We start from the raw sequence: 25,610 nt of genomic DNA, 5'->3' as shown, positions 1-25,610 counted from the left end.
CTGTACCTACTTTCTCATCTGCGGATCAAGGGCATCACGAAGTCCGTCGCCCAGAATACTGAAGCATACCATAATCAGTACGATAACAATTGCCGGGAAAATCAGTACATGTGGATACATTCGCAGTACCTGATAACCACCGTTGATCAATACACCAAGGGAAGCCTGCGGCTCTGCCAGACCAATACCAATGAAGCTTAAGAATGCCTCGGTAAAGATAGCACTTGGGATTGTGAACATCACGTTGATTACGATAACGCTGACTGTGTTCGGGATCAGATCCTTCATAATAATATTGAATTTGCTGGTTCCAAGAACCTGGGAAGCAAGTACGAATTCCTGATTCTTCAGTTTCAGGATCTCGGCACGAACCAGTCTGGCCATGTTTACCCATCCGGTAATGGAAAGTGCAGCGATAATAGTTCCTACACCAGCCGGGAATGCCATTAGGAAAAGGATTACAATGATAAGGCTTGGGATTCCAACCAGTACCTCAATGATACGCTGCATAACAGCATCTACCTTTCCACCGAAAAGAGCGGAAACAGCACCGTAAAGAACACCTACAACCAGATCAAGGATTGCAGCTACCAGTGCGATCATAAGGGAAATTCTGGTTCCCATCCAGGTACGTACCCACAGGTCACGTCCAAACTGGTCAGCACCAAAAATGTGTGCTGCGCTTGGAAGTCCATATACATTGTTATAATCAGTGTCTCTAAATGAATATTTACTGAAGATCGGTGCAAAAATGGCAAGCAGGATAATTCCGATCAAAATAAATAATGCTACAACTGCTGCCTTGTTTTTTTTCAGACGGATCCATGCGTCAGCCAGCATAGTGGAAGCAGGAGCTGCGATGTGCTCTTTTTCAGAGGCTTCTACTTTCGCTTTCTGATACATGCTGCGGTCAATTTTTGATTTGTCCACGATCAGCTCTCCTTTCCTTTGGCAAGACGAATTCTCGGATCAATAAGAGAATAAGCCAGGTCAACAAGCAATACAACCAGCATATAGAATGCGGCATAGAAAATAGTAATACCCATGATCACCGGATAGTCATTTGCCTTGATACAGTCTACGAAAAGGCTTCCGATACCAGGAATACTGAAAATGTTCTCTACAGCAAGAGATCCTGTCATAAGGTTTACTACGATTGGTCCTAAAATAGTTACAACCGGAAGGATGGAGTTGCGGACTGCATGGCGCATAAGAACCTTCATCTGGCTCAGCCCCTTGGCTCTTGCCGTTACGATGTAATCCTGATCCAGTACATCCAGCATTTCGGTACGCATAAAACGGGCAACCATAGCTGTTGCACTGAACGAAAGCGCAATGGACGGCAATACGGAACAATTCCAGCCAGTCCAGAATCCAACCGGGAGAACGCCCCATTTCAGACCTATGTAATACTGAAGAAGGGCTGCGGCGACAAAGTTCGGCACCGAAACTCCAAGCACTGCCAATATCATAGTAAAGTAATCAATTCCGCTATTGTGCTTCCAGGCAGCCAGGATTCCTAAAATTAATCCGATTGCAAGTCCGATCAGTACTGCCTGGATACCAATCAGAGCAGAGGGTCCGAGACGACCTGTGATAACCTTGGAAACGTCCTGATTTACATAAGTAAAGGAGGTGCCCAGGTCTCCTTTCAGCATGTTCTTAATATATTTCACATACTGCATTGGAAGAGAATCATTTAATCCATACATTTCCAGCACACGTTCCTGCTGCTGAGGTGTCATAATACTAAAACGCTCAGCATCAAAAGGTGTACCTGGAAGATTTTTCATCATGAAAAAGGTACAGGTTACAATTACCCACAAGGTAACCAGAATGTACCCCAATCGCTTTAATACATATTTCAGCATGACATCACCTTTTCTGTTACTGTGCACATAGTGAACAGTACTCCTTTTCTTTCTGTGAAAAACAGACCGTATACCGGCTGTGTAAGCCACTGCTGTATACGGTCCGTTATATATTCCTTAAGGAATATTACTTGAATTTGAAGCAAACCTCTGAGATCTGTTCCGCCACCAGTTTATATCCAATAATCACCTGAATAAGAGATTATTCGAAGGAAGCGTACTTGAACTCAAGCGGAACACCGATTGGATGGCTGATCAGGTTCTTGACATTGGATTTTGTCAGGACTGCGGAACCTCTGTGGTATACCGGAGCAACAACTGCATCTTCCTCAACCAGCTTCTTCTCAGCTTTCAGCATGTCGTCAAGACGAACAGCGTCATCTGTCTGAGTCTTAGCGTCAGAGATCAGTGCATTGTAATCATCATCGTTGTAGTTTCCACGGTATGGAGTTCCGTTTGTCCACAGATCAAGGTATGTCATAGCGTCATCATAGTCAGCACCCCATGCTGTTACAGCAAACTGATAGTTGTTGGCATCCATCAGCTCTCCACGTCCCTGTACAGTCTTGGTATCAATTACTACGTTCAGACCAAGTGTTGTAACAAGCTCACTCTGGATAAATGTTGCAACGGATTTGGATACAGAGTCATCAGCTACAAGAAGAGTAACCTCTGAAGGTGCGCTTCCAAGCTCTTCAACTGCTTTGTCATAGTACTCTTTTGCCTGCTCCGGATCATATGGGGAAACATCTCCGTTCAGCTCACGGAATGTCTTCTCTCCATCACCGCTCATACCGTCTGCTACAAGACCAAATCCTGGTGCAGAACCATCAGCAAGAATGTTATCTGTAAGAGCGCTTCTGTTCATAGCAAGAGAAATAGCTTTTCTCATGTTTACATTGCTCATTACGTCATCTGTAAGGTTGAACTGTACATAGCTTGTACGGAAGTCGATCTCCTGGGAGAATTCCGGATCCTCCTTGTATGCTACTACGTTTGCAGAATCAAGTTTAACCTGAGAAAGCTCGCCAGCCTGATATGCGCTTAATGCAGCTGCAGCATCTTTGATTACACGAACCTGTGCATCTTCGATTGCTACGTTGTCTTTATCCCAGTAATTGTCGTTTTTAGCGAAAGTAACGCCTACAGCTGGATCATAATCTGTGATCACGTACGGTCCGCAGTAGAGCATGCTGTCTGGGGAAAGAGCGAAGTTTGTGCCCTGCTCTTCACAGAATGCTTCGTTAACCGGGAAGAACATATCCATTGTAGTAAGGTTCAGGAAGTATGGTGTTGGACTCTTCAGCTGAACTTCCAGTGTCTGATCGTCAACAGCCTTAACGCCTACCTCAGAAGCCTCAACGCTTCCCTCATTATACTCCTGACCGTTTACGATGTAGTCTGTCATAATGAAGCTGTAGCCGTTTGTTGCATCTGCGCTCATCTGTTTCAGCCATGCGTATACGAAATCTGCTGCTGTTACAGGCTCACCATTGCTCCACTGGATTCCATCTCTTAAGTGGAAGGTGTATGTAAGCTTGTCATCGGATACCTCATAAGTATCGCAAAGAGCCGGCTGAGGCTGGTTGTTCTCGTCCATACGGAACAGTCCCTCTTCTGCCTGGTTCAGTACCAGGAATGCATTCTCCTCGGATGCAGCCCACGGTACCAGAGTCTTGATCTCGAAATCAGTAGCAACGCTAAGTGTCTCTCCCTCTGCGAATACTGCTGATGCACCTGTAACAGTCATGGTGAGTGCCATTCCAAGTGCTACTGCTGCTTTCATCATTTTCATAGTTTTTTCTCCTTTCTTATCCGTCCTTTATGCAGGTACGGTAGTAAGCCTTTGCCGTTCAGAGTTTAAATGGAGCTTTATAGTAAAAAAACATTTTCTATTTTGCAACTTAGTCACGATGTAGTTTCATGCGCCTTTGCATAAATAAAAAATGTTCTCTTTGCTCGCCTCTTTTTGGTAATTTTAGTATAGCAAAGTGTTGTAGTGTTGTCAATTGTTTTTTATTATTCTTTATTGCTTTTTATTGTTTAGAATTGGTTTTGTACGAATTATGTATTTATTTTGTACAAATTCTGCTTTTTCAAGGAAAAATAAGTAAAAAATATCGGATGCAGCTGGGTGCTTCAACTGTATCTGGCTTCCTGTTTTCCTCTTTAATGTGTTGAATGTGTTGAAAAGTTCTTCAGGAGGGGCGCATTTGGACAATATGTATTACTCACTCGCCGGCGCAACGCTCCAGCGAACTAATCGCTAACTGCGACTAATGCGTTCGGGAGAGCCCTCACGCATAAGTCTTCGTAAGCGCTGGATTTCGCTTACGCTAAGAGCGCGCCTGAAATGGCTCGCTGGAGTAATACACATTACCCAAATGCTGTGTACTGGCTGGGACTTGATGGTTAGTAAGAACTTTTAACGAGGGGGAGGGGAGTGATTGATTTCCCTATACTTTCTTGACAACAATAGATTAGAAAAAACAATATAGTTGCGGGATATCAACTACTTCACCCCACCCCCGTTGTTGTCGTTACTGTTTCTTTCTTCCCTTTCCAGTAACCAGCGATTTTGCAATGTATATTCGCAAGCCGCGCATTTCAGGAGCGGTTTTAGTGGAGGCGAGATCCATGACTTACGAAGACTTAGGCGCGAAGGCTTTCCTGAGCGTCTTAGTCGTAGTTAGTCATTAGCTTGCCGGAACGTTGCGACGCGCGGCGGTGAATATACATTGTAAAATCGCGTCCGGAATAACGACCAACACATTAAATAGCAATGAAATTTCCTATTGCGCCAAAAATGCCAGGTTAATTTTCCTGGCATTTTTATTCAATATTCAATCTCTACATCTTTTTTGCTGATCAGCCCATTATCCAGGGGATACCAAGTCTCCAGGTACTGCGTTTCCTCATCCTCTGACGAATTCAAATTCAAGATTGTCCTGGTTGTCACCATTTTGCCTGAAGTATCTTCCTTTCTGATTTCCGCCAGAATATAGGCAGTGTCTCCTTCTACCCTCAAGCTATCCGGCACCTCAGATGGTTTATAGGCAGTCTGTTTCAATACCTGATTCGCCTCATTCATCTGGTAAATGATGGTCCGCACTGGCTTGTACATAGTGGCAAACTGAACCGTCACTTTACATCCTTCTGTCTTAGTCTTTCCATTTTCCACTGTAGTAGTTTCACCGGAAAGGGTAGCTGCCATAGTGTTTCCTTCTGAGCCTCCCACACCGTTGGAATAGCCGTTTCCAGCCATGGCATAAATTTCCCCGTTTTCTTTCTGGAAAACCGGATTTACATACTGGGTGTGTTCTGACTTGCCAGAGACCTGGTAAACAGTGGCGCTGATTTCCTGTGTTTCTCCATCATCAGTAACGTTGTAGTTCAAATACGGATCTCCTACTCCGTCGGAGCAAAGATTTCCTACAGATGTATTTCCATCCTCATCTTCGGTCACTGGCATTAAAATGTATTCTCCTTTTATGTCTCCAAAGGAAATTTTCCACTCAGAAGAAGACTGGGCACCTTCTTTATCCACAGTTGCCACAAGTTTCCCCTCATAACGACTGTCGTTTCCTATGGTGATACTGCTGTTGTTCATAAGGGAGGCGGCATGGTCGTTCAGATAGCCTTCCATATCATATAAGTCCAGATATTCGGAGGTGATAAAAGCGCCGATCAGGCGGTCACCGTTTCCATCTGTGCCGGCTTCTGGGACTGCAAGAGTACAGCCGCTGGCTGTGAAGGCCATGAAAATAACCGATAATTCAAACAAGCTTTTTAACAGATGATTGTTCTTCCGTCCTTTCAAAAATCTTTCTGCAAGATGTGCGTCACAATTTATGGGAAATTTTCTCCAGATGAGAGCACCGCAATGGGTCACCTTAGCCGAATTTTGGTGATATTTTGATTTCCTAATCTTCATTTTCATCCTCCTCTAGATTTCCATCGAATTTTAAAATATCCCCAACATCACATTGCAGGAAATAACAGATCCGGTTAATGGTGTGGAACCGCACGCCCTTGGCCTTTCCGCTTCTGAGGACGGACAGGTTGGCTTCTGTGATGTTTACCAGGCTGCACAATTCCTTGGACGTCATTCCCCGCTCTTTCAATACGTCTTCAAGGCATACTTTTATTGCCATAAATCATTTCCTTTCATTATTGCAAATTGCTCCATATTAAATAGTCAATGATATTAAATTAAGAGTCGTTACCTGAATACCCTTGCTTCTTCCTATATAACGAATCAAGACACTTGCAGTCCGGCTATCATTTATATATCTCCATACGCTTATATGAACAGGTCATTATCCTCTTTCAGTCTCTGCATTTCCCTTATATACTTTGCAAACAACAGCACTGCCAGCACAAAGGCCAGGGAAAATACCGGGACCGCCACCACATACTCAAGCTGATAAAGGCTGCTCTGGAAAAACAATTGTAGTAGGTTAAATACCGCCCCCAGCCCAATAGTGGATGCTAAGGTCCACACGCAAAAGTGTGAAAGTTTTTCCGCCAGTTTTACACTCTCTTCTTGATACAGGTTTTCCTTCATTGCAGCCAGAAGCCTTCTCGCCAGGAAAACAACTATAATATCCAGTACATAAGGCAGAATACGGACTGCAAAGTGGAGGACCAGGAAAACATAGGTAGGGGTAAGGTTGGAAAAAGTAAAAAATCCATCGCTTAGCTCTATGCCTGTATTTCCCTTCTGTACCGTTTCCAGATTCTGAAGCAGCCCTCCCAGCTCCTGTCCAAAGATGCCGTACACCAATACCACGTTCACAGTGCCAAGAAGGAACCAAAGTCCTTTTTGCAGTTTCTCCGTTCCTGCATTCTTATAATGAAGCAAAATGCGGATAAGCAGATAACCCAGAAGGACGGAATAGAAGGTACTTCCCAGGGACCATTTCCCTGTACCTGGCACTCCGATGGACAAAAGTCCCGGATTGATCATGTAATATAGGATTACAAAAAGAAGAGCGCTGATAGCCAGAAGCATGAAATCCAGGGGTTCTGATTTCTTGCGCCAGTGCAGGAATCCCCAAATCCCAGCAGGAATAAGCCCCAACAGCATGTATAAGATGATCGCGATCACATTTCCTACAGTTCCAGACAGTGACAGAACCCGCAGACCAGCTCCGATCTGTTCAAAAGGGAATGCGATCAAGGTGGAAAACAGACCGGATAAGCTGCGCTGTAAAATACAGAACAGGACGCAGGCGGCCGCTTCCACAGATAAGAGGGTAAATAAATGTCTTTCTTTCATGGGGAACCTCCTTTTGCCGATAACGAGAAAATCCGCAATCGTGCTGGATTAAACTATCTAATCCTTTACTCTGGATTTCTCTAACTGGTTTGTGAAAATTATTGAAAAACGATAATTTATAATTTAATTATAACTTAGAATTATCGTTTGTCAATAATTTTAACAATAAAAAAATTACCAGGCAGAATTTTCACGCTCCGATCTATCCAATGGACAGAAGAAACGTTTTTATTTTCTTACCTGGCATTTTTCAATAACTTACTGTGTCACATCTCCAAGCACGATCCGAATCAATGTCTTGTCCAGCATCAATGTCCGGTTCCAGGGATTGATGATCACGCCGTTGATTTCTTCCTCGGACAATGCCGCCTCCAACACTTTTCCAATGTCAGTCATAAAGGTTGACATAACACTTCCGCCGCCTTTCAATTCTTCGTCGAAACTGGTAAAAACCGCCCACCAGCTGTTTCCGTCGGAAGTTTTCACAGCCTGCATTTTCATCTGTCCTGCTGCCGCGTTTGGCTCTACGGCGATAATTACCTGACCATTTTCACGCATGCGTCTTCGTACTACAGTCAGTGCATGAGCCAGCAATTCCTGCGTTGGCTGCTGCTGAAGTGCCGCGATTGCTTCCTCGATTTTCTCATTTCCAAGTAAACCTTCATCTGTTTTATCCATATTACTTTTACTCTCCATTAAACTAATTTCTGTATTTTTTTATAGCATACCATATTTTACCCCAAATCCCATATCCGTCACCTACACGGTACAGTACATCAAAAATTAAGTTTCTGCTATATTGGCGCAGGATGATTTCTTTATCTGCCGCTCTTTGATTATACCCTTTTATAAATGATTGGTTCATCATATCCAAAAATCCTTTTTCCGTTAACTTCCATACTTTCAGATACTTCCAGGCAGCTATCGGAAAACTTTTCCCAAAGTTTAAATGTCATTACCGGCGAAAACTGGCTTATGCTGCCGCCTTCCCAGATTCCGTTCTTTTCATGGTAAAGTGCCGGAGTAAATTTTTCGGATTTTTTCAGTTCCGCGTAATCAACCTTCTTCATGGAAGCATATGAAAATGTCTTCTTATCTTCTCCTTCTGGAATTTCATAAGAGGAAAGTAAAATTCCCTGTTCTGTTTCTGTAATAAGAAAAAGATGTGGTGACGCATGACGTTTCCCATTCGTTTCATAGTAGCTTTCTTCAACAACAAATCTGCCATTGAAATCCTCTGGAAGATTTTTTATTTTGTCATTACAGATTGTATTTACATGCTCGGCATATGGATATGTTTTCCCTTCCGCCTGCATCTTATCAAACTGCTCCTTGTTATCAAAATGTCCTGTCATCATTCCTGTAAAATCATCAAGTTTCATCTTGGTATTTACCTCCATAATTGATTTTTATAATGTTAGGGGCAAAAGTTCTCAACTATAATATCCACGGATATAGGTATCCGTTGTTTTTATCAGCTTTCTCAACATCCTGGAGCATGTTTGAAAAAGGCTTTCTGCAAAATGGGACTGTCTATTTCCCGACAGCCCTTATCTTACGCTTGAACACACGGCATCTTACGATACCAAATTTATATTATTATCTGTAGTCAGTAATTACTCGATAACTGTAGCAACACGTCCTGATCCTACAGTACGTCCACCTTCACGTTTGTGAGGTTCTTAGAATCTCATTATTTTCTGTGATTTTCGTGTCTTTATTGTCCTGTGTTATAGGATTTCTACGCTATATTTCTGTTCTCTTCATTTTTTAGTATCAAAATAGTATCACAGTCAGATTTTTATGGGGCATCAACTTTCCAGTTGCAGATTCCCACCTTGACTGTTATAAGCGAAACATGGGTGCTATCATAACGGTAGGCGGTTAGTCCTTCAGCAGAGGGACTGTGACCCTCTGATTACATAGAAACTCGAAAGAGAATCCACTGGAAAGGAGGGCTAAGCCATGAGTATTGTTGATTTTATAGCAGTAGTGAGCTTCGGCTTAACCTACTTTGGTCTTGGATATACCTTTGGCAAGGATGATAATAAACCACAAAAACAGCCGCTCTGGTCTGGTAAACTAAGCGGCAATTTTTGTCAAAACATATATCGGACTAACCGTCTATCGGTAGCACTCTTTTTCTATAATCATATTAGCACGCATGTGAGAAAATGTCAAAATTTTTTTATTCTACATAGTGCAGCGTTTTTTGCCTCTATTATTTTTCAGTTTTCTTTTTTTAAAAAAGGTGATATGCTGATACAAGATCATTCGAAAGGCGGTGAACTCATACAATGAGACTTATTCGAGGTAACTACTCGGTGCAGTTGTAAATCTGGCAACAGGTTGTATCGAGGTTATTTTTTGATGTTGTCAGTTGGCTGCACCTATCATTGAGGTATAGAATAATTATATTAAGATAGGAGTAGTTACAATGAATAAACATGAATTGATAAATATTTGGAAAACAGAAGAACATGTGGCGCATATCCATGGATGGGATTTCTCGCACATTGAGGGAAGATATACGGAAGAAACGGACTTGCCCTGGGATTATAGGCATATCATACTGAATTACTTAAAACCGGAAATGAAACTGCTGGATATCGATACCGGCGGCGGTGAGTTTTTGTTATCCCTCCACCATTCTTACGGAAAAACAAGTGCAACCGAAGCTTATCTGCCCAATGTCCAGCTATGTAAGGAAACTCTGCTTCCTCTGGGAATTGATTTTCAGGCAGGCGACGGAAAGGATCCGCTGCCATTCGGTGATTCTGAATTTGACATTGTGATCAATCGCCACGGCGATTTTAATGCGGAAGAAATACATCGCGTTCTGAAAAGCGGAGGGATTTTTATCACCGAACAGGTTGGCGCGGAAAATGACCGTGAACTGGTAGAGCTTCTCTTAGGAAAAACCAAGCTTCCATTTCCAGAGCAGTACCTGGATATCGTTTGCAAGCAATTTCATGATGCAGGTTTCTATATTCTGGACGCCCAGGAATGTTTCCGCCCAATCAAGTTTTTTGATATAGGTGCACTGGTCTGGTTTTCACATATTATAGAGTGGGAATTTCCTGACTTCTCTGTAGATCGTTGTAAAAACAGCCTGCTGCATGCTCAACAGATTTTAGAACAAAACGGCTGCGTAGAAGGACGAATCCATCGGTTTTTATTAGTCGCACGCAAATCTAAATAGAGCGTAAACTTTAAGGGTGAAGATACTTTTACACGTCTTCACCCTTGTGTTTACCTCACCTCTGGAAGATTCTCATCTCCCCAGACCTTCAAGAACTGTGGCATTATCGAAAATATCTCCGTCTGCCCACCTTCTTGCCTATTTTTTCATTGCTTCGATTACACATTCATGTTTTTTAGTTGTCTTATTATAATTGATTCCAACAAGCAATAAATTTCCCTGATAATCTTTCAAGACATTACCATACTGTTTTTCTTTAATCTGTTCAATTGCACCAACCGCACTTTTGTCCCATTTCAATTCAATTACTATCGCCGGTTTATCACGATGATGTGGTCTTGGGATCATGCACACATCAGCAAATCCTTTTCCTGCTGGCAGTTCACGAACCATAGTGTAGTATTCACGTGCAAAATAGAATGCAAGATGAATGGTACAGCTAAGAGAATTTTCATCGTTATATTGGAGAATCGAAATTTCCTCATGTGCTTTCTCAACTCCTGCAGCAATAGCATCTGCATCCATTTCCCATAAGGCTTCCAGTAATTTACGTGAAGCCTCCACTGACTCTGCCACTCCGTACCAGTTCATTGTGCTGATTGCATTAATATATTCCTGTGAAACTTCTTTATTGGGAATACTCACAGTTTCAGCTGTACTGTTATACGTCAGATAGCCAAGGTGCACCAGCAAAGTCAATACATCATCTTTCGTTGCAAATGTAATCATATCGTTGCTGAATGTTCCAATATGAATGGAAACAGCATCGCCTGCAAGCATTCGAACTACAGAATCTTTCAGCCCATCCATATCCATTTGAATATAAATTTTCAAAGCCTCGTATGTTTCCGTCTGGTTCCAGTAGGTTCCAAATTTGTGACGCAGCATTGCCTCTACAACGGATTTTGGACTGTACATGGAATATATTTCATTTCCTGTCTGCCGATGCGCGATCAACTGATAACCATCGTACCACATCTTTGCTTCTTCGAAACTCATATCATATTTTTCACAAAGAGCGAATACTTCCTTCTCTGTGAAACCAAAATATTCCGCCAGATCACCCGGATCGGTCATGGAATACTCGGTAAACATATTTAACGCAGAATGAGATCCATATTTCTTGATTGGAAGAATTCCCGTCATATAAGCCAACGCAACATAGTCTTTATCTTTCAACCATGCACGAAGGAAATCCAAATATTCTTTCTGTGCTTCTTTATCCTGTTTATATTCCCGAAACAGACAGTCCCACTCATCAATCAAAATAATAAAGGAATGATTTGTTTTACTGTAAATATCCTTCATCACCTGAATCAGATTATGTTCATCACGAAAGCGAACCGTTTCAAAATGATCCATCAGGTCAAAAATCAGATATTTCTGCAACATGGACAGCATTTCATCCATACTGTGTGTCATGCTTAGAAATTCCTGCATATTTACTTTAATGACATCATACTGATTACGATGTTTTTCATAGGATTCTGCTTTTCTGATTTTGAGCGATTTAAATAATTCAGCCGAATCCTCTCCACGAGCATAGTAAGCGGCCAGCATATCCGCCGCCATCGATTTTCCAAAACGTCGCGGACGGCTGACACACACAAATTTCTGACGGGTATTAAGAGCTGCATTTGTTTTTTCAATCAAACCGGTTTTATCCACATAAATTTTCGAATTCAGGCTTTCCTGAAACCCTTTGTTTCCCGGATTCAGATAACTTCCCATACAAAAACCTCCCGTCAAATTTTTATATAATTTATTTTACTCGATTCCCACAGCTATCACAAGGACAGGTTTAAATCTACACCAAGGATTGAATATGGCTTGTTACTGTTCACTCCGTGACCAGTAACCGCTCCGCGATGCACAGAAATCATGCATTCGCATGATTTCGCGCCGCAATTCTCGGGTTTTCTGTGAACTTTGTTCACAAAAAACACCTCGCGGAATGTTACCAGTGAACAGTAACTATGGCTTTTCAAACTGGAAATCATTACTTTCTACATAACGTGTTTCCTAAAATGATGATTACCACCACATTAACCAAAATAATCCCCAATGCAATATATACAAAAAATGCAGGCAAAACATTTTCACAAGACAAAAATTAGCTATTTTTTCACTCCTTGCTTTGTAAAATGCTTATGCAGCAAAAATTCTGTTGGAATAATTGTGAGTACCATAATTCCCAGTTGTAAAAACACCAAATACACAGAAATCATTTCGAAGTTTGTGTCGTCTTTCATTAAAATCAAAATAAAAATCGATAATATCGTCAGAATGATTGCTAAAACAAAGTTTAACCCTCCCCAACATCTGTGTGCATATTTCCATGTTTCATCATTCATCCTTGACATAGTACTTCGATATCCTGACATTCCCTGTCGATCTTTAGGAGGCTTATTCTTCCACGTATATCCTAATATAATCATAGATAACGGTACTAAAAGTGAACAAATACATAAAAATATAAACATCACAGCGACCTCCTTTCTGTCAATTCCATAAACTAAAAATCATTATTTTCTGCATAGCGTGTTTCCTAAAATAATAATTACCACGACATCAACCACAATAATTCCCACTGCAATATATACAAAAAATGCAGGCAGAACACTTTCAAACAACCCCATAATTAATATAAGAATTGATATAATAGACATTCCAATTCCCATTGTTCTGCATAACTTCTTTTCATCATATTTTTCCTTTTCTGTTTTTGAAGCTGTATTATATCCGGAAATAACCCAACTCCCGTGTCCAGAAATTAAAACTATAGAAAGTACAGCAAATATCACAAAAACAATCCATACTACCCAGTCAGGACCGGATGATAAATCTGCTAATTTCATCTATATGCACCTCCTTAACTTCCGAAGAACTTTCTACTCTTTCTCTACACAGAAAGAAAAAACATTTGGAACCGCATCTTTTCCAAAAGTCTTTAGTGCCATCCGATACATTGCTTTCGCATGAATCCTGTCATGCCAGATAAATCTCCGCAGTACCTTCCGCAATGACCATTCTTCATCATAGCTCCCAAGATAAACTTTATTTTCCAGAAAGTTCTGTTTCTGCTCTAGCAATTCAAATCCATGATTTCTACATTCCTCAATAGTTCCGTTATTATCTGCCTGAACCCCGATTTCTCTGAAGTAATATGCATTAACATTTTTCGTATGCTCATACATTTCCCGCGCCGTACGCGGAATTTCGCCGTAAAAAGTAGTTCTAACTGGCAAAACACTTTTATCTTTATTTGGTATCGCCCGATACAACGTCAAAAAATCATTGGCAGATTTCATAGCAAGTGCTTTTAGTGCTTCATATTCAGCCAATCTTAGCGGCTTCTTCTCTTCATCAAAAAGTACATCTGAGTCTGCATCTGAAATGGTAAGTTCAGATGCTTTTTCCTGAATAATCTCAGACTCCAGAATATCCGAAATCAGATCACCTTTCCACTTTAAGTAAGACATAATTTCAGACGGCATTTTTTGAATTGCTTCGCTCCTAGACTTGCCTCTTGTGAACGCCCCAACAAAATTGGACGAATACAAGATTGTGTCATCGCCATTGTGTTCCCAGACACAGTTTACTTTCATAAAATAGTTACCTCCAATTTGAATTATAGGTTCAATTCAAACATTTATATTCTGTCCATCCCGTATTTTCGTAAAGCATTTGTTTTGCTTCGGCAAACCACAATTTATCTTTGACTTATTCTACCATAGTTCATCGTAAAATACTATAAACGTTCCCTTTAGTTTTGTATCGCTTATATAACAGAAAAACCCCGGAAACCTTACGGTTCCGGGGTATCTTACGCTTGGACACATGTACCTTGCGGTACGCAATATATTTAAATTAGAAGTTATGCTATAATTATTCGATAACTGTAGCAACACGTCCTGATCCAACAGTACGTCCACCTTCACGGATAGCGAAAGTAAGACCCTGGCTCATAGCGATTGGGTGGATCAGTTCGATTGTCATCTCGATGTTATCTCCTGGCATGCACATCTCTGTTCCTTCTGGAAGGCTGATAACACCTGTAACGTCTGTTGTTCTGAAGTAGAACTGTGGACGATAGTTGTTGAAGAATGGTGTATGACGGCCACCCTCGTCTTTAGTCAGAACGTAAACCTGAGCTGTGAATTTTGTATGGCATGTGATTGTTCCTGGTTTAGCAAGAACCTGTCCACGCTCGATCTCGTTTCTCTGAACACCACGAAGAAGTGCTCCGATGTTATCACCAGCCTGAGCCTCATCAAGAAGTTTACGGAACATCTCGATACCAGTTACAACTACTTTACGAGTCTCTTCTTTGATACCAACGATCTCAACCTCATCAGATACGTGAAGAACACCAGCCTCTACTCTACCAGTAGCAACTGTTCCACGTCCTGTGATAGAGAATACATCCTCTACAGGCATAACGAATGGTTTATCTGTGTCACGCTGTGGATCTGGGATATAGCTGTCAACAGCATCCATAAGATCCATGATTCTGTCGCCCCACTCACCAGCTGGATCCTCAAGAGCTTTAAGAGCAGAACCTTTGATTACCGGGATATCATCTCCTGGGAAGTCATACTCGGAAAGAAGCTCACGAATCTCCATCTCAACCAGCTCAAGAAGCTCTTCATCGTCAACCATATCACATTTGTTCATGAATACAACGATGTAAGGAACACCAACCTGACGAGCAAGAAGAACGTGCTCTTTAGTCTGAGCCATAACACCATCGGTAGCTGCTACAACAAGGATAGCACCATCCATCTGAGCTGCACCAGTGATCATGTTCTTAACGTAGTCAGCATGTCCTGGGCAGTCAACGTGTGCATAATGTCTCTTCTCTGTCTGATACTCAACGTGTGCTGTAGAAATTGTGATACCACGCTCTCTTTCCTCTGGAGCTTTATCGATATCTTCGAAGTTCTCTACTACGTTTCCTGGAACTCTTTCAGCAAGAACTTTTGTGATAGCTGCTGTTAAAGTTGTTTTACCATGGTCAACGTGTCCAATAGTACCAATGTTACAATGCGGTTTTGTTCTCTCAAACTTAGCCTTTGCCATTTTAAAATGTCCTCCTTGATTAGTTGGCTCATTCTCTATAAAAATAGAGCGCCATATCGATTTTAAACTTGCTATCCTTGATTATATTGCAAATCAAGGATATTTGCAAGCTTTTTATTGTTTCATGTGAAATCCTGATTCAGCCTGTAGTTAAATCAGTCTTTCTTTGCCAGAACTTTTTCCTGAACACTCTTTGGAACTGGCTCGTATTTCTCGAAGAACATGGAGTAGTTACCACGTCCCTGAGTTCTGGAACGAAGATCTGTTGCATATCCGAACATTTCGGAAAGCGGAACATATCCACGGATCATCTTACCTCCGCCGATATCATCCATACCTTCGATACGACCACGACGGGAGTTGATATCACCGATAACATCACCCATGTAATCCTCTGGTGTGGTTACTTCAACCTTCATGATAGGCTCAAGAAGGATTGGAGCTGCCTTCTGCATAGCATCCTTGAATGCAAGAGAACCTGCAATGTGGAATGCCATCTCAGAAGAATCGACTTCATGATAAGATCCATCGTATACATTTGCATGTACACCAACAACCGGATATCCACCAAGGATACCAGCCTTCATAGCCTCTTCGATACCTTCTCCTACAGCCGGGATATATTCCTTCGGAATAGCACCGCCGACAACAGTAGACTCGAACTTGTACAGTTCTTCGCCGTTGGCATCCATAGGCTCGAATTTAACTTTACAGTGACCATACTGTCCACGACCACCGGACTGTTTAGCATATTTACTGTCTACGTCAACAGCCTTGGTGATTGTCTCTTTGTAAGCAACCTGAGGAGCACCTACGTTAGCCTCTACGTGGAACTCACGAAGAAGACGGTCAACGATGATCTCAAGGTGAAGCTCACCCATACCAGCGATAATGGTCTGTCCTGTTTCCTGATCTGTATGTGCACGGAAGGTCGGATCCTCTTCTGCAAGTTTTGCAAGAGCCTCACCCAGTTTACCCTGTCCTGCTTTTGTCTTAGGCTCGATAGCCAGCTCGATAACTGGTTCCGGGAACTCCATGGACTCAAGGATTACTGGATGCTGCTCGTCACAGATTGTATCACCAGTTGTGGTAAATTTGAATCCGATAGCAGCAGCAATATCACCGGAGTAAACCTTATCCAGTTCCATACGCTTGTTAGCATGCATCTGAAGGATACGACCAACACGCTCTTTTTTGCCCTTTGTAGAGTTATATACATAGGATCCGGAATTCATTGTTCCTGAATATACACGGAAATATGCAAGTTTTCCAACGAATGGGTCTGTCATGATCTTGAATGCCAGAGCGGAAAACGGTTCTTCATCAGAAGAATGTCTCACGGTCGGGTTTCCATCCATGTCAACACCATCAATTGGTGGAATATCTGTTGGAGCAGGCATGTACTCCAGGATAGCGTCCAGAAGTTTCTGAACACCTTTGTTTCTATATGCAGAACCGCAGCATACCGGAACAGCTGTACACTCGCATGTACCTTTTCTCAGGGCTGCTTTCAGTCTGTCTGTGCTTGGCTCTTCTCCCTCAAGATATTCCATCATGAGATCGTCGTCCAGCTCACAAATTTTCTCGATCAGTTCTGTATGATAAAGCTCAGCATCTTCTTTCATGTCTTCCGGGATATCGGTGATAGTGATATCATCGCCCTTCTCATCATTGTAGATGTAAGCTTTCATTTCGAATAAGTCGATGATTCCCTTGAAGTCATCTTCTTTTCCGATTGGCAGCTGCAGGCAGATTGCATTTTTACCAAGACGAGTCTTGATCTGCTCTACTGCGCCGTAGAAGTTTGCACCAAGGATGTCCATCTTATTGATGAATGCCATACGTGGTACATTGTAGGTATCAGCCTGACGCCAAACGTTCTCAGACTGTGGCTCAACACCACCCTTTGCACAGAATACGCCGACAGCGCCATCCAGTACACGAAGGGAACGCTCAACCTCAACAGTAAAGTCTACGTGGCCTGGGGTATCAATGATGTTGATACGATGCTCCAAAGCGCCTGGCTTCGGTTTGCAGTTCTCTTCCAGTGTCCAGTGACATGTTGTTGCAGCGGATGTGATTGTGATACCACGCTCCTGCTCCTGCTCCATCCAGTCCATGGTAGCAGTACCTTCATGAGTATCACCAATCTTGTAGTTGACACCTGTATAGTACAGAATTCGTTCTGTAAGAGTTGTCTTACCTGCATCGATATGAGCCATAATACCAATGTTTCTGGTTCTCTCGAGCGGGTATTCTCTACCTTCTTTTCCAGCCAATGGATTTTCCTCCTTGATTAGAAGCGATAGTGAGCAAATGCTTTATTTGCTTCAGCCATCTTGTGCATGTCTTCTTTCCTCTTTACAGATGCTCCGGTGTTATTGGCTGCATCCATAAGCTCGTTAGCCAGTTTCTCTTCCATGGTCTTCTCGCCTCTCTTGCGGGAAAACATGGTGATCCAGCGAAGAGCCAGAGCCTGACGTCTGTCAGCTCTTACCTCGATTGGAACCTGATAAGTAGCTCCACCGATACGTCTTGCTTTAACTTCAAGCTGAGGCATTACGTTGTTCATTGCCTCTTCAAATACTTCAATTGCTGGCTTGCCAGATTTTTCTTCCATTCTGGCGAATGCTCCGTAAACAATTTTCTGTGCAACACCTTTCTTACCGTCTAACATGATGTTATTGATAAGCTTTGTAACAACTTTATTGTTGTACATCGGGTCTGCCAGAACGTCTCTTTTCTGAGTATGTCCTTTACGTGGCACGTTACTTCCCTCCTTAATCATCCTGATTATCTCATCGGTACTCACGCAGTAAACTATTGCATGTTCGCACTGGTAATGGTCCTATATTTAACCCGCAACCGACAGGGTATATGGAATACCGTACAAATCTCTATAGTCTCCGCAGCAATACGGATGGATTATTTTTTAACTTTCGGTCTCTTAGCGCCGTATTTGGAACGGGCCTGTTTTCTGTTAGCAACACCTGCGGTATCAAGAGTACCTCTGATGATGTGGTATCTTGTACCAGGTAAGTCCTTAACCCTTCCTCCACGGATCAGAACAACGCTATGCTCCTGAAGGTTGTGACCTTCTCCTGGGATGTAGCTTGTTACTTCGATTCCGTTGGAAAGACGAACTCTGGCGATTTTTCTAAGAGCTGAGTTAGGCTTCTTAGGAGTAGCTGTTTTAACAGCTGTGCAAACGCCACGTTTCTGTGGTGCAGACTGCTCAACTGCTTTCTTTCTTAAAGAGTTATAAGTTCTCTGCAGAGCCGGAGCTGTAGATTTCTTAACAGCTGTCTGGCGTCCTTTTCTTACTAACTGGTTGAATGTTGGCATTCCATTTCACCTCCCGATTTATTTCTCCATAGATTGTTCTATGGGGTTTCCTTGCGGTTGCTATTATCTTAGTAAGCGCGGAAAAAAATGCCTTATTTCGCACGCTTTTTGATTATATCCTGTCTGCATATCTCTGTCAAGGTGTTTTTCATCAATTTTTCCTTATTTTTTCAAGGTTTTTACAATTTATCACGGTGAATTATAAATAGGTTTCTTCTTATTATAATGTATTTTTTACTGCTGTTCTGGAGCGTGTAAAAAAATCATTCCCGTGATCTGCATCACAATTTGTGGGAGATTTCGCTCGGATGAGGGCGCCTTAGCGGGCTACGGTAACCGAATTCGGGTAAAATATACCGCAAATTGTGACGCACATCTTGCAGAAAGCCTTTTTCAAACACGCTCTAGGAAAACTTAACTTTACATTGCATTCACAGCTTCACATTATTATAATAAGAAACAAGAACTTTTCAGCACCTCTACAGTACCTGCTTTTCGAAATACAATCTGCTGAATAGTCGAAAAAAGAATTAACATGAACAGGAGTATACATATGTGTTTCAAAAAAGCAGTGGCTAAATCCAGTGGATTCTCCCGGATTTTTGCATTTGGCCTCATGATTTTTTCCGGAGCAGGACTTATAAATCTGTGCACTGTCTGTGCTGAGACCACTGACGAGCTTCAGGGACCGCCTGTAGCCCAGTCACATATAATCGGTATTGATCCCGGTCATCAGAGTCCAAATGTGGATATGAGTGACCTTGAACCTCTTGGTCCAGGTTCCACAGAAATGAAAGCCAAAGCCTCAACAGGAACCCAGGGAACTTTTTCAGGTCTGCCTGAATATCAGCTGAATCTGGATGTTTCTTTGAAGCTGCAGCAGATTCTGGAAGACCGTGGCTATCAGACTGTTCTTACCAGAACGGATAATGATACTGCCATCAGCAATAAAGAGCGAGCTGAATATGTTGCCGGACAGGGGGCCGAGGTTTACGTGCGTATCCATGCCAATGGTGCTGAATCGTCCTCTGCTGCCGGTGCACTTACCATTTCCCCCTCCTCTTCCAATCCTTATGTATCCCAGCTCTATGATGATTCCAACAGCCTTTCCCAGTGCATTCTGGATGCCTATTGTGACGCAACCGGATTTGAAAACCGCGGCGTAACATATGCCGACAATATGGTTGGAATCAACTGGAGCACCATTCCGGTAACTATTGTGGAAATGGGATTTATGACCAATGAATCTGATGATCTGAAAATGAGCAATCCGGATTTTCAGAACACAATGGCATCTGGAATCGCTGATGGGATTGATGCATATTTTGCGGAAAAATAAATCTGGATTTATTGCCATAAAATAATGTCTCTTCCAGATATTTCATTGATTCGAAAGGAGAACTTATGAAAAATAATAGAAAGAAACAAACCTCTTCTTATCTGCTGATTTTTCTTGGCATTGTCGCTGCTTTACTAATTCTTATCATTCTTTACCTTACTTTCTTCAAAAGGGACAGCCAGAGAAGTATTAATCTGGCAAAAAACGGTTCAGTAACAGCCCAGACTGAAGATTTCACTGACGGTGAAGCTTCCGGATTTACCTCTGGTGATGAAACTTCTGAAGACGCCGACCAAAGCGGCTTTGTTTCTGATGATGGAAATTCCGACAGCGAAGCTTCTACTGATGATTCTTCTGTCCAGGGACCTTCCCAGAGAGAAAATGCAGGTTCTGTACAGTCTTCTCCAACTCCGGAGGAAGTAACTGTTCCTTATCAGACTCCTGCTGCCAATACAGAACCAGTAGGTCCTTCCCAGTCATCCGGTTCCAACTCCGCTCAGACAACAGATGGCACTTCCCAGGGAAAAAAAGATTCTACCATGGCTGCTATTACCCCCGAACTTTCTGACGATGATGGCACCATCTCTCCCTCCCACGGAAGTTCTGCTTTTGACAACAAATCCGATGAAAAGATGGATACTCTGGTCTCTCAGGTTCAATCCCAGCTTCCTGTTTCAAACGGTTCCTGGAGCGTTTATATCTGTGACCTTTCAGGCGGCTCAGAGGCTACGATCAATGATTCCCCAATGCAGGCAGCCAGCCTGATCAAGCTTTTCATTATGGGTGCAGTATATGAGAATTATGATTCTTTGTCCCAGCAGTATGGTTCTGCCACCCTGGATTCCTATCTGACACCAATGATCACCGTCAGTGATAATGACGCGGCAAACAGTCTGGTTTCCTGCCTGGGAAGTGGCGACAGCACTGCAGGTATGCAGAAAGTAAACAGTTTCTGTCAGTCTCACGGCTACACAAATACTTCCATGGGACGACTGCTTCTTGCCAGCAATGAATTCGGAGATAATTACACTTCTGCCTATGACTGTGGAAAATTCCTGAAAGAAATTTACCAGATCTGCTCTGGTACTACTCAGACGCCAAGCCTTTTACATGCAGAAGAAATGTATTCCCTTCTGAAGCAGCAGCAACGTACCAACAAGATTCCGGCTGCCCTGCCAGAGGGCGTCAGCGTTGCCAACAAAACCGGTGAGCTTTCCGATGTAGAAAATGATGCCGGAATCCTGTACAACGCACAGGGTGGAAACGATCTGGTCATCGTCTTCCTTTCCCAGAACCTCTCCAGCCCGGGAGAAGCCCAGAATACAATTGCACAGCTTAGCCGCAGTATTTATCTCTACTATAATGATTAACCTTAATTGCTATTAAAAATGCGCAGTGCCTCCAAACAGCACTGCGCATTTCTATATTAAGAAATTTCTTACTCCTCGTCCCCATTCTCTTCATATGACATTTCCCATATCTCCGAAAAAACAGCCAGCGGACAATCCGTCAAAAGACACATCAGAAGGAAGCATTCATATGGGTTCACAATATAAATCTCGCTCATTCCACACTTTTTCAGAATTCTCTGCGCTTCCTCTATGAAATGGTGGTATCTGTCATAGGGATCATCATCCTCCATCTCCTGAGACACGATAAAGAACTCCAGCGTAAGAAGATCAAACCGCTCTACCGGGAATTTGTGATTCAGAATATTGGTAATTCTCTGTCTGCTGAATCTCTTCTGGCTGAAATGTTTCGCCAGGATAGAGGCCGACATTTTTTTTAGATTTCCCATCTTATTAATAGGAATACCATTGCAGATTACCTTCTCCAGATCAGAAGGAGTAATATTCTCCGGTTTCCAGATCTTATCCCGGCATTTCTCCTCCTCATCCTTCTGATACATGGCCGCAATGATCTGCTTCGCGTGTTCCAGAAGGCGCAGGAACTCCTGAAATGCCTGACTCTTCTCATTCATGGGATCATCCCAGCCAGCTTTCAGGCATGCCAGATATTTCAGCAATTTTTCCTCTGTATCTATGATAAAATCGCCGCCTATCACTTCTGCCACTTTCCCCTTATCTGTTGCAGGTTCCATGGATTTGTAATTCTCTTTATATTCCTCTGCCTTGCTGTAAGGAAGCTGCTTACTATAACAATACCAGTAAATCACTTCCTCTGGATTATGGAAATCAAAATCCTGCTCCTTCAGCACCCTTGTCAAAAAGTCAGAAACATCCTCCGCGCTCATGCGAAGCCCGAAGCCCAGCAGAAATACAGTCTCGCGCTTTACTGAGGCCTGTGTAAGCCAGTTGTTCACCAACGCAGGAAGCTTAGTTGAAGTAGGATTCATAGACTTGGGTGTATACGTTTCCCGGAAAGAATCAACTGCAATATCTCGGTATACCTCCTGAGGCACTTCCCCAAACGGTTCCTCAATCCCGGCTCTTTCATAGATATATCTCTTCAAATGATCTCCGAACGAAACCAGCTCCATCTCTTTATATAAATAATGAAAAATAACGTCCGCATCTTCATCCTCAAATCCGTCCAGACTGACTACCTGACGAAATCTCTGGGCGGCCCTTCTGGTAAATTCAAAATCCTTTACGGAATCAAATGCCACTGTCTGTTCAAAATCAAGATCCTGCATACGATTTTTCATCATAAATCACCTTCATTTTCCTATAATCAACTACTTAAATTGTGAAAAATTTTGCCCTCTGATTTATCCCTTCTTCTGCAAAAGCCAGGTTTTGAACGGCCGATTATCTGCTCTTACCTCGCAGAGAATGATCGTAGTATTATCTCTGGCCCCTTTATCCAGTACCCTTGTTAAAAGAGCATGGGCAATATCACGAATTGAGTCCTCCAGCTTCATAATTTCTTCAATCTCGCGATCAGATAACATATCTGTTACCCCGTCTGAGCAAAGCAGATAACGGTCCCTATCCTGATAAGGAACTGCCGCAATGGCAGGTTCCAGCTTCATCTCGGTCTCCTCCACTCCCAGAAACTGAGTCAGTGGTGCTTTCCCAAATCTGCAGCTTTTCAACACATGATCTCTGGAAATCTGTGAAAAATTCCCCTTGGAAAACCGATAAATCCTGCTGTCTCCCAGATTACAGATATACGCTTCTTTTTTTCCAAAAGCAATCATCGCCATAGTAGTTCCCATGGCACTGATCCGTTGTTCCCGACCATAATCACATACAGCCTGATTCATATTCTTACAGGCTTCTGTAAGAAAAAGTTCTGGTGCTTTACGAAGCATCCCCTTATTTTCCCTATAAAAATGCTCCAGGCTGTCAGAAGCAAGCCAGGCAGCCATTTCCCCCTGGCTCTCCCCTCCCATGCCGTCAAAAACAGACATTACCGGAAGGCTCTCCCGAAGTCTGAGACCAGTACGGATTTCTTCTGTTCCATGATTACTCACTGGAAGGTACTCTCCACAGCACCAGAAATTGTCCTCGTTATTTGGTCGCACTTTCCCTGCATGGCAGGTATATGCATAATCAATATGATATGTCATTCTATTCCTCTTCGCCTGTCTGTCGATGTTCCAAAGAATCACAGCCACTTCTTATATGACCGGTATCATCATTCATCTAACTGCTCCAGCGCATTTTTCCAGTATTTCTCGCCACGCTTGGTGTACTCAGTACTGTCATTCTCCTTATCGTGGACAGTTCCGTCTGTATCGATCCAGCGGATCAGTTTGCCACGCTTGTCATAGTAATATAATTCCTTCTTATTACCGGTCCATACATATGCAAAAAACAGACGTTCATCCCAATAATAATACTCCTCATAAACTCCATCTTCGGATGTCTCCGGATAAATCAGCGCTTTCACCAGTTTCCCGTTGCTGTCATAGTAGCGAAGCCGGTCGCCTTCCTTGCCAACTTCCTCGCAGTCCGGAAGTTCGCTTACAATTGTATTCGCCTGCTCCTTAATTGTCTGAATTGAAGTAGAAAATTCATCAATTTGAGCAGTACTGTTATCATTAGCTTCCAGAACTTCCATAACGTTCTCCGTATTTTGAGCCTTGCGATTCTCATCATGGATTAATTTCATATAAACACCAATAATAATGCATGCCGCAAGCGCCACTACAATAAGGGAAACTGTCCATGGTGAAATCTGTCTTTCCTGGTCCCACCCGCTTCTCTGCTGCTTCTTTCGCTTAGTGGAAGAGGCATTTACTGACTGTTTCTCATAATTTTTCACTGCATTTTTCGCAGGCTTTCTGAGCTGTGCCTCTTCTTCCCGGACAGCTTTCTCAATCTGAGGGTCTTCTGCCACATGGGTCCGCTCCATACGGTCTTCCGGCTCCTGAGGGGCATATCTTCTCTGATCCCGCTCAAGTTCTGCTGAATTTGTCAGCTCCCACTGGGACTTCTCCCACTCTTTCTCTGCATTCACCGGTGCCAGACGAAGCTTCTCCAAATCCCGCAGCATATCTTCTGGTTTCCTGTAACGTTTCCCCGGCTCATATGCACATGCTTTTAGTATAATGTGGGAAAAAGCAGCACTGGCATTAACTGGTGCCGGCATTTTCTCCCCTGCCATTCTCCGTGCAAGGGCAGTCTCTTTATCTCTGTATGTAATCAGCTGCTTATCCAGCGAAAGAAAAGGCAGCCTGTTCTGATTCATCAGTTTATATAATACAATTCCAAGGGAATAGATATCAATACTGCTGTCGTACTTCTCTCCCTTGTAAATCTCCGGTGCCATGTAGGAATAGGTACCTTTCTTGGACATATTGCTCATGGTATGTGCCTGTTCCCTGGCAATTCCAAAATCGCCCAGCTTAAAGTCACCGAATCTGGACACAAAAATATTCTCCGGTTTCACATCACGGTGAATAATATTCAATTTCCTGCAATAAATCAATGCCATAGCCAGGTCACAGCCAAGTTTGATCACTTCCTTCTCAGTAAGCTCCTTGCCTGTGCAGTAATCCATAAAGCTGGTAAGATATTCCATTCTTATGGAAATGTCCCAGCCGATCTCATCCAAATATTCCACCACTTTGAAATCTTCAAATGAAACCACATGGGAATTTCCGCAAAAATGCTCCATAGTATATATTTCCTGAATGCAGTCTTCTACCAGATTTCGAAAATATTCCCTGGTAGACTGCTCATTATTCATCTCTGAGCGTACGCTATCAAGTTCTCCCTTACTTGCCGGTATGGATATAATCTTGATTGCGGAGTAAAAAGAGCGGCCTCGTTCTGTCCGCTTTGCTTTATACACTTTCCCAAAGGATCCTTCGCCTATTTTCTCTATAAGTTCCCATTCTGGCCAGACGGAAACCGGAACATCTTTATCCATGTATGTTCTCCCTCCTCGAACGGGTAATGACTTTTTAAATGGACTGGCAAGTCTTCCCCGTCACGATGCACAGAAATCATGGTTTACGTGATTTCGCACCGCTATTCTCGGGTTTTCTGTGAACTACTTTTCCCCCAGAACACCTCG

General features: G+C 42.7%; 24 protein-coding genes. 5 read left to right on the top strand and 19 right to left on the bottom strand.

Features of this window, described 5'->3' with window-relative positions:
- Nucleotides 1–6 precede the first annotated feature (6 nt).
- From AB5706_RS11020 to AB5706_RS10985, 8 genes are all read right to left on the bottom strand, one after another.
- Nucleotides 7–930 carry an ABC transporter permease gene (locus AB5706_RS11020; RefSeq protein ID WP_226815283.1) on the bottom strand — a complete coding sequence of 308 codons (924 nt, stop codon included), beginning with the start codon at nt 928–930 and terminating at the stop codon, nt 7–9.
- A gap of 2 nt (nt 931–932) precedes the next feature.
- A complete protein-coding gene (locus AB5706_RS11015; protein WP_295310123.1) occupies nt 933–1,898 on the bottom strand; it encodes an ABC transporter permease in 966 nt (321 codons plus the stop codon).
- A gap of 175 nt (nt 1,899–2,073) precedes the next feature.
- Nucleotides 2,074–3,666 (bottom strand): peptide ABC transporter substrate-binding protein, encoded by a 1,593-nt coding sequence (locus AB5706_RS11010; RefSeq protein WP_243271426.1) that lies wholly within the window; start codon nt 3,664–3,666, stop codon nt 2,074–2,076.
- Nucleotides 3,667–4,707: 1,041 nt separating this feature from the next.
- On the bottom strand, nt 4,708–5,805 hold the full coding sequence (locus AB5706_RS11005) for a DUF6783 domain-containing protein (protein ID WP_368366089.1): 1,098 nt from the start codon (nt 5,803–5,805) through the stop codon (nt 4,708–4,710).
- Nucleotides 5,795–6,025 carry a helix-turn-helix domain-containing protein gene (locus AB5706_RS11000; RefSeq protein ID WP_118583284.1) on the bottom strand — a complete coding sequence of 77 codons (231 nt, stop codon included), beginning with the start codon at nt 6,023–6,025 and terminating at the stop codon, nt 5,795–5,797. Before AB5706_RS11000 ends, AB5706_RS11005 begins: the two co-directional genes overlap by 11 nt.
- Nucleotides 6,026–6,174: 149 nt before the next feature.
- Nucleotides 6,175–7,152 carry a hypothetical protein gene (locus AB5706_RS10995; protein WP_368366088.1) on the bottom strand — a complete coding sequence of 326 codons (978 nt, stop codon included), beginning with the start codon at nt 7,150–7,152 and terminating at the stop codon, nt 6,175–6,177.
- Between the two features lie 258 nt (nt 7,153–7,410).
- Nucleotides 7,411–7,830, bottom strand: coding sequence for an SseB family protein (locus AB5706_RS10990; RefSeq protein WP_368366087.1), 420 nt, complete (start codon nt 7,828–7,830; stop codon nt 7,411–7,413).
- A 158-nt stretch (nt 7,831–7,988) separates the two neighbouring features.
- A complete protein-coding gene (locus AB5706_RS10985; RefSeq protein ID WP_368366086.1) occupies nt 7,989–8,534 on the bottom strand; it encodes a hypothetical protein in 546 nt (181 codons plus the stop codon).
- Between the two features lie 583 nt (nt 8,535–9,117).
- Between AB5706_RS10985 and AB5706_RS10980 the strand changes: the two genes are divergently transcribed.
- Both AB5706_RS10980 and AB5706_RS10975 read left to right on the top strand, forming a co-directional pair.
- The gene (locus AB5706_RS10980; RefSeq protein ID WP_368366085.1) at nt 9,118–9,453 is read left to right on the top strand and encodes a hypothetical protein; all 336 of its coding nucleotides are present in this window, start codon (nt 9,118–9,120) and stop codon (nt 9,451–9,453) included.
- 136 nt (nt 9,454–9,589) lie between these two features.
- Nucleotides 9,590–10,354, top strand: a complete 765-nt coding sequence (locus tag AB5706_RS10975; RefSeq protein ID WP_368366084.1) for a class I SAM-dependent methyltransferase — start codon at nt 9,590–9,592, stop codon at nt 10,352–10,354.
- 138 nt (nt 10,355–10,492) lie between these two features.
- Here the strand turns inward: AB5706_RS10975 and AB5706_RS10970 are convergent, their stop codons facing one another.
- The 8 genes from AB5706_RS10970 to rpsL form a co-directional block, all read right to left on the bottom strand.
- The gene (locus AB5706_RS10970) at nt 10,493–12,085 is read right to left on the bottom strand and encodes an AAA family ATPase (RefSeq protein ID WP_173736099.1); all 1,593 of its coding nucleotides are present in this window, start codon (nt 12,083–12,085) and stop codon (nt 10,493–10,495) included.
- A gap of 386 nt (nt 12,086–12,471) precedes the next feature.
- Entirely contained in the window at nt 12,472–12,837 is a 366-nt protein-coding gene (locus tag AB5706_RS10965) for an SdpI family protein (RefSeq protein WP_368366083.1), read from the bottom strand.
- A gap of 42 nt (nt 12,838–12,879) precedes the next feature.
- Nucleotides 12,880–13,212, bottom strand: a complete 333-nt coding sequence (locus AB5706_RS10960) for a DUF3784 domain-containing protein (protein ID WP_368366082.1) — start codon at nt 13,210–13,212, stop codon at nt 12,880–12,882.
- Between the two features lie 33 nt (nt 13,213–13,245).
- Nucleotides 13,246–13,962, bottom strand: coding sequence for a hypothetical protein (locus tag AB5706_RS10955; RefSeq protein WP_173736097.1), 717 nt, complete (start codon nt 13,960–13,962; stop codon nt 13,246–13,248).
- A gap of 280 nt (nt 13,963–14,242) precedes the next feature.
- The gene (tuf, locus tag AB5706_RS10950; protein WP_173716713.1) at nt 14,243–15,436 is read right to left on the bottom strand and encodes an elongation factor Tu; all 1,194 of its coding nucleotides are present in this window, start codon (nt 15,434–15,436) and stop codon (nt 14,243–14,245) included.
- A 155-nt stretch (nt 15,437–15,591) separates the two neighbouring features.
- On the bottom strand, nt 15,592–17,715 hold the full coding sequence (fusA, locus tag AB5706_RS10945; protein WP_226815287.1) for an elongation factor G: 2,124 nt from the start codon (nt 17,713–17,715) through the stop codon (nt 15,592–15,594).
- Nucleotides 17,716–17,732: 17 nt separating this feature from the next.
- Nucleotides 17,733–18,203 carry a 30S ribosomal protein S7 gene (rpsG, locus tag AB5706_RS10940; RefSeq protein ID WP_207664929.1) on the bottom strand — a complete coding sequence of 157 codons (471 nt, stop codon included), beginning with the start codon at nt 18,201–18,203 and terminating at the stop codon, nt 17,733–17,735.
- A gap of 158 nt (nt 18,204–18,361) precedes the next feature.
- Complete coding sequence (gene rpsL, locus AB5706_RS10935) at nt 18,362–18,781, bottom strand: 30S ribosomal protein S12 (protein WP_117854826.1); 420 nt, start codon at nt 18,779–18,781, stop codon at nt 18,362–18,364.
- 271 nt (nt 18,782–19,052) lie between these two features.
- Between rpsL and AB5706_RS10930 the strand changes: the two genes are divergently transcribed.
- The 3 genes from AB5706_RS10930 to AB5706_RS10920 all read left to right on the top strand — a co-directional run bounded on the left by AB5706_RS10930 (nt 19,053) and on the right by AB5706_RS10920 (nt 21,490).
- A complete protein-coding gene (locus AB5706_RS10930; protein ID WP_308768448.1) occupies nt 19,053–19,199 on the top strand; it encodes a DUF6783 domain-containing protein in 147 nt (48 codons plus the stop codon).
- A 135-nt stretch (nt 19,200–19,334) separates the two neighbouring features.
- Complete coding sequence (locus tag AB5706_RS10925; protein WP_243881956.1) at nt 19,335–20,120, top strand: N-acetylmuramoyl-L-alanine amidase; 786 nt, start codon at nt 19,335–19,337, stop codon at nt 20,118–20,120.
- A 65-nt stretch (nt 20,121–20,185) separates the two neighbouring features.
- Entirely contained in the window at nt 20,186–21,490 is a 1,305-nt protein-coding gene (locus tag AB5706_RS10920; RefSeq protein ID WP_368366081.1) for a serine hydrolase, read from the top strand.
- Between the two features lie 68 nt (nt 21,491–21,558).
- Here AB5706_RS10920 and AB5706_RS10915 read toward each other — a convergent pair whose 3' ends face one another.
- The 3 genes from AB5706_RS10915 to AB5706_RS10905 all read right to left on the bottom strand — a co-directional run bounded on the left by AB5706_RS10915 (nt 21,559) and on the right by AB5706_RS10905 (nt 25,463).
- The gene (locus AB5706_RS10915; RefSeq protein WP_330602697.1) at nt 21,559–22,791 is read right to left on the bottom strand and encodes a hypothetical protein; all 1,233 of its coding nucleotides are present in this window, start codon (nt 22,789–22,791) and stop codon (nt 21,559–21,561) included.
- A gap of 60 nt (nt 22,792–22,851) precedes the next feature.
- Complete coding sequence (locus AB5706_RS10910) at nt 22,852–23,655, bottom strand: PP2C family protein-serine/threonine phosphatase (protein ID WP_173770108.1); 804 nt, start codon at nt 23,653–23,655, stop codon at nt 22,852–22,854.
- Nucleotides 23,656–23,723: 68 nt separating this feature from the next.
- Complete coding sequence (locus tag AB5706_RS10905; protein WP_173770109.1) at nt 23,724–25,463, bottom strand: serine/threonine-protein kinase; 1,740 nt, start codon at nt 25,461–25,463, stop codon at nt 23,724–23,726.
- Nucleotides 25,464–25,610: the final 147 nt, after the last annotated feature.

This window comes from Ruminococcus sp. RTP21484sp1_RTP21277st1_D2_RTP21277_210401 (genome assembly GCF_040924225.1).
GTDB lineage: Bacteria > Bacillota > Clostridia > Lachnospirales > Lachnospiraceae > Blautia_A > Blautia_A faecis.
This window is presented reverse-complemented; position numbering and strand designations above follow the sequence as displayed.

Excerpts from the sequence above, each read along its gene's own strand:
- AB5706_RS11010 (WP_243271426.1), bottom strand. The coding sequence starts at position 3,666 with ATGAAAATGATGAAAGCAGCAGTAGCACTTGGAATGGCACTCACCATG.
- AB5706_RS11005 (WP_368366089.1), bottom strand. The coding sequence starts at position 5,805 with ATGAAGATTAGGAAATCAAAATATCACCAAAATTCGGCTAAGGTGACC.
- AB5706_RS11000 (WP_118583284.1), bottom strand. The coding sequence starts at position 6,025 with ATGGCAATAAAAGTATGCCTTGAAGACGTATTGAAAGAGCGGGGAATG.
- AB5706_RS10995 (WP_368366088.1), bottom strand. The coding sequence starts at position 7,152 with ATGAAAGAAAGACATTTATTTACCCTCTTATCTGTGGAAGCGGCCGCC.
- AB5706_RS10990 (WP_368366087.1), bottom strand. The coding sequence starts at position 7,830 with ATGGATAAAACAGATGAAGGTTTACTTGGAAATGAGAAAATCGAGGAA.
- AB5706_RS10985 (WP_368366086.1), bottom strand. The coding sequence starts at position 8,534 with ATGAAACTTGATGATTTTACAGGAATGATGACAGGACATTTTGATAAC.
- AB5706_RS10980 (WP_368366085.1), top strand. The coding sequence starts at position 9,118 with ATGAGTATTGTTGATTTTATAGCAGTAGTGAGCTTCGGCTTAACCTAC.
- AB5706_RS10975 (WP_368366084.1), top strand. The coding sequence starts at position 9,590 with ATGAATAAACATGAATTGATAAATATTTGGAAAACAGAAGAACATGTG.
- AB5706_RS10970 (WP_173736099.1), bottom strand. The coding sequence starts at position 12,085 with ATGGGAAGTTATCTGAATCCGGGAAACAAAGGGTTTCAGGAAAGCCTG.
- AB5706_RS10965 (WP_368366083.1), bottom strand. The coding sequence starts at position 12,837 with ATGTTTATATTTTTATGTATTTGTTCACTTTTAGTACCGTTATCTATG.
- AB5706_RS10960 (WP_368366082.1), bottom strand. The coding sequence starts at position 13,212 with ATGAAATTAGCAGATTTATCATCCGGTCCTGACTGGGTAGTATGGATT.
- AB5706_RS10955 (WP_173736097.1), bottom strand. The coding sequence starts at position 13,962 with ATGAAAGTAAACTGTGTCTGGGAACACAATGGCGATGACACAATCTTG.
- tuf (WP_173716713.1), bottom strand. The coding sequence starts at position 15,436 with ATGGCAAAGGCTAAGTTTGAGAGAACAAAACCGCATTGTAACATTGGT.
- rpsL (WP_117854826.1), bottom strand. The coding sequence starts at position 18,781 with ATGCCAACATTCAACCAGTTAGTAAGAAAAGGACGCCAGACAGCTGTT.
- AB5706_RS10925 (WP_243881956.1), top strand. The coding sequence starts at position 19,335 with ATGTGTTTCAAAAAAGCAGTGGCTAAATCCAGTGGATTCTCCCGGATT.
- AB5706_RS10920 (WP_368366081.1), top strand. The coding sequence starts at position 20,186 with ATGAAAAATAATAGAAAGAAACAAACCTCTTCTTATCTGCTGATTTTT.
- AB5706_RS10915 (WP_330602697.1), bottom strand. The coding sequence starts at position 22,791 with ATGATGAAAAATCGTATGCAGGATCTTGATTTTGAACAGACAGTGGCA.
- AB5706_RS10910 (WP_173770108.1), bottom strand. The coding sequence starts at position 23,655 with ATGACATATCATATTGATTATGCATATACCTGCCATGCAGGGAAAGTG.
- AB5706_RS10905 (WP_173770109.1), bottom strand. The coding sequence starts at position 25,463 with ATGGATAAAGATGTTCCGGTTTCCGTCTGGCCAGAATGGGAACTTATA.